Annotated in this window: 7 protein-coding genes and 1 other RNA gene; 1 reads left to right on the top strand and 7 read right to left on the bottom strand. The window is 72.7% G+C overall.

Features of this window, described 5'->3' with window-relative positions; genetic code table 11:
* The first annotated feature begins 141 nt into the window (after positions 1-141).
* The gene (locus tag E1J50_RS01160) at positions 142-1,161 is read left to right on the top strand and encodes a D-cysteine desulfhydrase family protein (RefSeq protein WP_132249539.1); all 1,020 of its coding nucleotides are present in this window, start codon (positions 142-144) and stop codon (positions 1,159-1,161) included.
* A 37-nt stretch (positions 1,162-1,198) separates the two neighbouring features.
* Here the strand turns inward: E1J50_RS01160 and E1J50_RS01155 are convergent, their stop codons facing one another.
* The 7 genes from E1J50_RS01155 to E1J50_RS01125 form a co-directional block, all read right to left on the bottom strand.
* On the bottom strand, positions 1,199-1,552 hold the full coding sequence (locus tag E1J50_RS01155) for an endonuclease domain-containing protein (protein WP_132249537.1): 354 nt from the start codon (positions 1,550-1,552) through the stop codon (positions 1,199-1,201).
* Between the two features lie 206 nt (positions 1,553-1,758).
* The gene (locus tag E1J50_RS01150; protein WP_132249535.1) at positions 1,759-2,772 is read right to left on the bottom strand and encodes a peptidoglycan -binding protein; all 1,014 of its coding nucleotides are present in this window, start codon (positions 2,770-2,772) and stop codon (positions 1,759-1,761) included.
* A 3-nt stretch (positions 2,773-2,775) separates the two neighbouring features.
* Positions 2,776-3,750 carry a MotA/TolQ/ExbB proton channel family protein gene (locus E1J50_RS01145; protein ID WP_132249533.1) on the bottom strand — a complete coding sequence of 325 codons (975 nt, stop codon included), beginning with the start codon at positions 3,748-3,750 and terminating at the stop codon, positions 2,776-2,778.
* A gap of 137 nt (positions 3,751-3,887) precedes the next feature.
* Positions 3,888-4,706: a TIGR00282 family metallophosphoesterase gene (locus tag E1J50_RS01140; RefSeq protein ID WP_132249531.1), complete on the bottom strand. Its 819-nt coding sequence runs from the start codon at positions 4,704-4,706 to the stop codon at positions 3,888-3,890.
* On the bottom strand, positions 4,684-5,304 hold the full coding sequence (locus tag E1J50_RS01135; RefSeq protein WP_132249529.1) for a 5-formyltetrahydrofolate cyclo-ligase: 621 nt from the start codon (positions 5,302-5,304) through the stop codon (positions 4,684-4,686). Before E1J50_RS01135 ends, E1J50_RS01140 begins: the two co-directional genes overlap by 23 nt.
* Positions 5,294-5,451: non-coding RNA, 6S RNA (gene ssrS, locus E1J50_RS01130), on the bottom strand. The genes E1J50_RS01135 and ssrS overlap by 11 nt, the downstream gene beginning before the upstream one ends.
* A 54-nt stretch (positions 5,452-5,505) precedes the next feature.
* Positions 5,506-5,868, bottom strand: coding sequence for a cell division protein ZapA (locus tag E1J50_RS01125; RefSeq protein WP_132249527.1), 363 nt, complete (start codon positions 5,866-5,868; stop codon positions 5,506-5,508).
* Positions 5,869-6,000 lie beyond the last annotated feature (132 nt).

Here is a 6,000-nt window from a genome sequence, read left to right as displayed (position 1 = left end):
CGCACGAGAGCCTGCTCGCGCAGGGCGCGCTCTACGCGCAGCTCGCCGCCCTGCAATTCACCGACGCCCTCGACGAGACCGCCCGCGGCAAGGAACCCCGGCTGCGCGCGGCCACCCTGCCGGCGGCCGAGTAGCGCGTCCGTGCCGGGTCCGGACCGCTTTCCGCGCCTCGCGCTCGTCGGCCTGCCGAGCCCGATCGAGCCGCTGGCGGGCCTCGCCCGCCATCTCGGCGAGGCGTTGCGCGGCGTGCGCCTCCTCGTGAAGCGGGACGACCTCGCGGGCTTCGGCCTCGGCGGCAACAAGCTGCGCAAGCTCGAATACCTGCTCGGCGCCGCCCGCGCCGAGGGCGCCGACACCGTGATCACGGTCGGCGCCCTGCAATCGAACCACGCCCGCCTGACCGCAGCGGCGGCGGCGCGGTCGGGCTTCGCCTGCGAGCTGTTCCTCACCCGGACCGTCGAGCGGCACGATCCCGACTACACGGGCAACGGCAACCGCTTCCTCGACGAAGTGTTCGGGGCCCATGTCCACGAATTGCCGGGCGGCGCGGATTCCCTCGCCGCGGCCGAGGAACGGGCCGACGCCCTGCGCAGGGCTGGCCGCCGGGTCTACGTCTTCCCCTCCGGCGGATCGAGCCCGGTCGGCTGCCTCGGCTACGCCGCCTGCGCCGCCGAGATCCTGGAGCAGGCGGCGGCGATGGGCCTGTCGCTCGCCAACATCGTCGTCCCGAACGGCAGCAGCGGCACCCATGCCGGGCTCGCCGCCGGATTGCGGGCAGCGGGCGCCGACCCGCGCCTCGCCCGCTCCCACACGGTGCTCGCCCCGGCCGACGAGGCGGCGGCCACGACGCTGGCCAAGGCGAATGCCACCCTCGATCTGCTCGGCGCCGGCCCGCCCCTTGAGCCTCGGGACATCGACGTGGAGGGCGCCCATCGCGGCGCGGATTACGGGATCCCGACCGAGTCCATGCGCGAGGCCCTGCGCCTGATGGCGCGCAGCGAGGGGCTGCTCCTCGATCCGGTCTACAGCGGCAAGGCCTTCGCCGGCCTCCTGCACGACGTCCGGTCCGGCCGCTATCCGGCGGGCTCGACCGTGCTCTTCGTGATGACGGGCGGCGTGCCCGGCCTCTTCGCCTACCGGAGCGCCTTCACCGACGGATAGGCGCAGGTCCCCTCTCCCGTTCGGGAGAGGTGGGTGTCTAGAGGCTGACCCGGCGCTCGACGGCCGCGAGGATCGTCTCGCGCACGCCCTCGAGATTTTCCATCACGTCCGCATTCGACACCCGCAGCACCTCGAAGCCGCAGCGCCCGAGAGCGCTGCTGCGTTCGGCGTCACGCCGCTGCTCGGCCGGCCGCCCGTGCGTGGCGCCGTCGACCTCCACGACGAGCCCCGCCTCGAGGCAGGCGAGATCCGCGACGAACCCGTCGATCGGCCATTGCCGGCGAAACTTGTACCCGTTGAGCTGACGCCGCCGCAGCACGCGCCAGAGCCGGGCCTCCGCGGCAGTCTGTGCTCTCCGGAGCGCCCGCGCCCGTTCGGTCGATTCACCCATGATGCGGACAGCCGGCTGAGTCGGAGACCCGCATTGCAGCACGGCCGGACGCACGGCGCGCCTCACGAAGGAGCGAGCGCGGGTCCCCTCTCCCGTTCGGGAGAGGGAAGGGGTGAGGGATACAGGTCTTTCCGGAAAGGTCGCGCCCCTCACCCGGTCGGCTGCCGCCGACTCGACCTCTCCCGAACGGGAGAGGTGGATCCGCGCTAACGCTCGGTCAGCTTCATCTCGATCCGGCGGTTGCGGGCATAGGCGTCGTCGGAGGTGCCCGTGTCGAGGGGCTGGAACTCGCCGAAGGCACCGGCGAGCAGGCGCTGGGGCGGGAGGCCCTTGCCGACGAGATACTGCACCACCGCGATGGCGCGGGCGGCCGAGAGCGACCAGTTCGAGGGGAATTGCGCGCTGGCGATGGGACGCGCGTCGGTGTGGCCGTCGACCCGAAGCACCCAGGGCAGATCCGCCGGGATCTGCTTCGCGAGGTCGAGGATCGCGCCCGCGATGCGGTCGAGCTCGGGCCCGGCCTCGGACTTGAGCGAGGCGGAGCCGGCCGGGAACAGCACCTCGGATTGCAGCACGAAGCGGTCGCCCACCACGCGAATGTCGCTGCGGTTGCCCAGGATCTGGCGCAGGCGCCCGAAGAAGTCGGAGCGGTAGCGGGCGAGTTCCTGCACCTTCTGCGCGAGCGCCACGTTGAGGCGGCTGCCGAGATCGGCGATGCGGGCCTGGCTCTCGCGGTCGCGCGATTCGGAGGCCGCGAGCGCATCCTCCAGCGCCGCGAGCTGGCGCCGCATCGCGCTGATCTGCTGGTTGAGGAGGTCGATCTGGGTCAGCGCCCGCGAGGTGGCGCCGCGCTCGGCCTGCAGCTGCTTGTCGAGCTCGCCCGTCTGCCCCTTCGCCGCCGCGCCCGCCTCGACCTGCGCCTGCAGGCGGTCGCGGTCGGATTCGGCGGTGAGGAGGGTCGTGCGCAGGTTCTGCGCGGTCTCCTCCTGGGCGCGGCGGTTCGAGCGCTCCAGGGCGAGGAGGTCCGTCAGATCCGCGATCTGACGGTTGAGCTTGTTCAGGACCGTGTCCCGGCCCGAGATCTCCTGCGAGAGGAAGAACTGCCCGACCACGAAGATCGTCAGCAGGAACACCACCGACAGGAGCAGCGTCGCGAGCGCGTCGACGTAGCCCGGCCAGACGTTGAGCGCGCGCTCGCGCCGGGCGGCACGGGACGCCACGGCTCAGACCCGCTCGCGGCCGAGGCGGTCGAGCACCTGCTTCAGCTCGCGCTCGCGGCTCGCCTGCGCCTCGACCCAGTCGCGGATCATCTGCTGCTCGGCCCGCATGTGCTGAACGAGCCCCTGGATGCCCTCCGCGAGGTTGGTCATGGCCTGGGTCGCGGCGCGGCTGTTCGCCCCCTCCGAGATGATGCCGGTGAGCCGGTCGACCGCCTCCTTCAGCTCCCGGGCGACGGCGGGGTCCTGCGCGGCGGCGAGCGGGCGCGGGCCGGCCACCGTCTCCTCGACGGCGCCGGAGGTCAGCCAATCCTCGAGCTCGTTGTGGAAGCGGGCATGGGCCTGCCCGGCCTGGAGATCGAGGAAGCCGATGACGAGGGAGCTGGCGAGGCCGAACAGCGAGGCCGAGAAGGCGAGGCCGATGCCGCCGAGCGGCACGGCGAGGCCGTTCTTCAACTCGTCGAACATCACGCTGGCCTCGCCGCCGCCGCGCATCGACTTGATGACGGACCCGACCGCCGAGAGCGTGTCGATCAGGCCCCAGAATGTGCCGAGGAGGCCGAGCAGGATGAGAAGGCCCGCGACGTAGCGCAGGATGTCGCGGCCCTCGTCGAGGCGGGCGTCGACCGTGTCGAGGAAGGAGCGGGTGCCGGGCAGCGACGCACCCTCGCGCCTCGCCTCGATGGCCGGGACGAGCGGCGCGAGGAGGTTCGGCGCCTTGCGCGGCGTCTCGCCGGCCGCGACCGCGTTGACGAAGGCGACCTCCCGGAACAGCCGGAACACCTGCCCGAAGGCGAGGAGCACCGCGATCAGCAGCACGCCGAGGATGAGCCCGTTCAGGCCCGGATTGGCGAGGAAGGCCGGCGTGATCTGCTTGAACAGGACGAAGGCGAGGAAGCCGATCAGGATCAGGAAGACCAGCATCCGCACGAGGTAGATGCCGGGCTTGGCCAACGGAGGGGACGCGGGACGGGCCGCCATCGGTCACAACTCTCTGATGGTTGGCTCAGGACCGCTCGCACAGGAAACGGCGCGCCGGACAGATGCTGCCGTCACTCTGGCGGCAGGGGCTGACCCGATCAAGTCGGCGGCGCGCGGGGCGGCGGCGGTGGCCGCCCTCAATCCCAGGCGCGCGGCCAAGTTTCCTCGAGGTGCGGCCCGAAACGCACAGGCGCGACGAGGGTCGCGAGGCCGCGCGCGTCGGTCTCGACGGCGAGGCCGGAGAGCGTCCCCTCCCCGGCCGCCGCCTCGAGGCGGGAGCCCGGCGTCTTCTGGAGGAAGCGCCGCAGGGGCTCGTCCTTGTGCATGCCGAGGACCGAATCGTAGTCGCCGCACATGCCCGCATCGGACAGGTAGGCGGTGCCGCCGGGCAGGATGCGGTGGTCGGCGGTGGGCACGTGGGTGTGGGTGCCGACGACGAGGCTCGCGCGCCCGTCGAGGAAGTGGGCGAAGGCCTGCTTCTCGCTCGTCGCCTCCGCATGGACGTCGACGATGACGGCGTCGGCCGCCTCGCCGAGGGGGCAGGCGGAGAGTTCCCGCTCCGCCGCGGCGAAGGGATCGTCCATCGCGTCCATGTAGATCCGGCCCATCACGTTCACGACGAGGACGCGGGCACCGTCGCGGGTCTCGACGATGGTGGCGCCCCGCCCCGGCGTGCCGGACGGGTAATTGGCGGGGCGGATCAGCCGCGGCTGGCGCGCGATGAAGACGAGGGCCTCGCGCTGGTCGAAGCTGTGGTTGCCGAGGGTGACGGCATCGGCGCCGGCCTGCAGGATCTCGTCGCAGATCGCCTCGGTGATGCCGAAGCCGCCGGCCGCGTTCTCGCCGTTGACGACGACGCAATCGAGGCGCCAGCGCTCGCGCAGGGCGGGCAGGCGGTCCGCGACGGCGTGGCGGCCGGGCCGCCCGACGACGTCACCGAGGAAGAGCAGGCGCATCGGTCGCTGTCTTGACGAGGGAGACGGGACCGGCCTCGGTCATCAGGTGGTCGAGGGGCCGGTCGTGCGGTTCGGCGGGCACCTCCTCGATCTCCTGCACGGAGAAGGCGATGCCGATCGTGAGGACCGGGCCGTTCGCGCCGAGGCGGGAGATGGCGTGGTCGAAATAGCCCCGGCCGTAGCCGATGCGCTGGCCGCGCCGGTCGAAGGCGGCGAGCGGCACGATCAGGGCGGTCGGATCGAGGGGGGGCAGCTCGTCGCGCGGCTCGCTCAGGCCGAAGCCGCCCCGCACCAGCGCCTCGCCGGCCTTCCACTCGCGGAAGACGAGGCCCTCCGGCGTGACCTTCGGCAGCGCCACGCGCTGGCCGCGGGCGAAGAGGCGTTCGATGATCGGGCGCGGATCGACCTCGCTCCGGATCGGCCAGAAGGCGCCGACGATCGGCGCCTCGGCGAGCCCCGGCACGTCGAGGACGGCCTCGGCGATCCGCAGCGAGCCCTCGCGGCGCAGGTCGGGGTCGAGGGCGTCGCGCCGGGCGAGCGCCTCGCGGCGGAGGTCGGCCTTGAGGGCGGAGATGGGAGAGGTCGAGTGCGGAGCCACGTGAGCCGTTGGAGTGTCGATCCCGGGAAACCTACAGCGTAGGTGGGCGCCGTGTTGGCCAAGTCCAGGGACGAGGCCAGGGACAGCTCCCGAGGGAGTCGATAAGGCCCCGGGGAAAAGTTCTCCTGACGAACCCTGCAGCCCCGCCCACCCCATGTAGCGTCGCCCGGGGGGCGGCGCCAGGGGCGCGGCCGCAGGATTTCACGGCCCGGTCGCGAGAGCCTGGGACAGGCGCTCGATCCGCTCGGCCGCCCGGCCGACGCCGTCCGCGAGGCGCGCCTCCCGCTCCGAGCGCTCGGCCTCGGCGCCCTCCGTGAGGGCCCGCAGGGCGGCCGTCTCCGCCTCCAGCGCGCCGATGCGCCGCTTCAGCTCGGCGAGCTCGTCCGTCACCGTCAGGGCCGCCATGACGTGCAGGCGCATGTCGCCAATCTCGCCGAAGGCCCGGCGCATCTCGCCGACGCGGGCGTCGAAGGCGGCGGCGAGCTCGGCCAGGTGGTCCTGCTCGCCCTCCGCGCAGGCCATCCGGTAGTTCTTGCCGTCGATGGTGACGTTGATCTGGGGCATCGGCGTCGGGGCGGTCCGTTGCGGGGTTCATCGGCTTGCGGGGCGGGAGGCGGCGGGTCAAGCCGGGATGCGGCGCTCCCGGGCGATGATCGCGATCAACGTCCGGACCCGTCGATTCGTGATCGCATCGGC

Source organism: Methylobacterium segetis, assembly GCF_004348265.1.
GTDB lineage: Bacteria > Pseudomonadota > Alphaproteobacteria > Rhizobiales > Beijerinckiaceae > Methylobacterium > Methylobacterium segetis.
Note: the sequence above shows the minus strand (reverse complement) of the source record. Positions and strands in the feature narration are given on the sequence as shown.

Excerpts from the sequence above, each read along its gene's own strand:
- E1J50_RS01155 (WP_132249537.1), bottom strand. The coding sequence starts at position 1,552 with ATGGGTGAATCGACCGAACGGGCGCGGGCGCTCCGGAGAGCACAGACT.
- E1J50_RS01145 (WP_132249533.1), bottom strand. The coding sequence starts at position 3,750 with ATGGCGGCCCGTCCCGCGTCCCCTCCGTTGGCCAAGCCCGGCATCTAC.
- E1J50_RS01140 (WP_132249531.1), bottom strand. The coding sequence starts at position 4,706 with ATGCGCCTGCTCTTCCTCGGTGACGTCGTCGGGCGGCCCGGCCGCCAC.
- E1J50_RS01125 (WP_132249527.1), bottom strand. The coding sequence starts at position 5,868 with ATGCCCCAGATCAACGTCACCATCGACGGCAAGAACTACCGGATGGCC.